The organism is Aquitalea sp. FJL05 (genome assembly GCF_003852595.1).
GTDB classification, from domain to species: Bacteria; Pseudomonadota; Gammaproteobacteria; order Burkholderiales; family Chromobacteriaceae; genus Aquitalea; species Aquitalea aquatilis.
This window is the reverse complement of sequence record NZ_QAJS01000018.1, coordinates 1-307: the sequence shown is the minus strand read 5'-3', so window position 1 is coordinate 307 and position 307 is coordinate 1. Positions and strand designations below refer to the sequence as shown.

Sequence of the window (307 nt, the reverse complement as noted above, 5' to 3'; positions counted from 1 at the left end):
GAATTTTTTACGTCTTGGCGGCGTGTAGTTTGAAGGCCGTATAGTTGTTGCAGGCGGGTGTAGCTCAATGGTAGAGCAGAAGCCTTCCAAGCTTACGACGAGGGTTCGATTCCCTTCACCCGCTCCAAGCGTTAATGCCTGTTAAAGGGCCCATGTAGCTCAGGGGTAGAGCACTCCCTTGGTAAGGGAGAGGTCGGCAGTTCAATTCTGCCCATGGGCACCACCCATTTGTTTGTAGTTATTCAAATCAGGAAATTTTGCCATGGCTAAGGAAAAGTTCGAGCGGACCAAACCGCACGTAAACGTC

General features: G+C 50.5%; 2 tRNA genes. Both read left to right on the top strand.

Annotation, left to right across the window (positions count from 1 at the left end):
- Positions 1–53: 53 nt before the first annotated feature.
- Positions 54–127: transfer RNA gene (locus tag DBR44_RS16495), tRNA-Gly, on the top strand.
- 21 nt (positions 128–148) lie between these two features.
- A tRNA-Thr gene (locus DBR44_RS16490) sits at positions 149–223 on the top strand.
- The last annotated feature ends 84 nt before the right edge of the window (positions 224–307 follow it).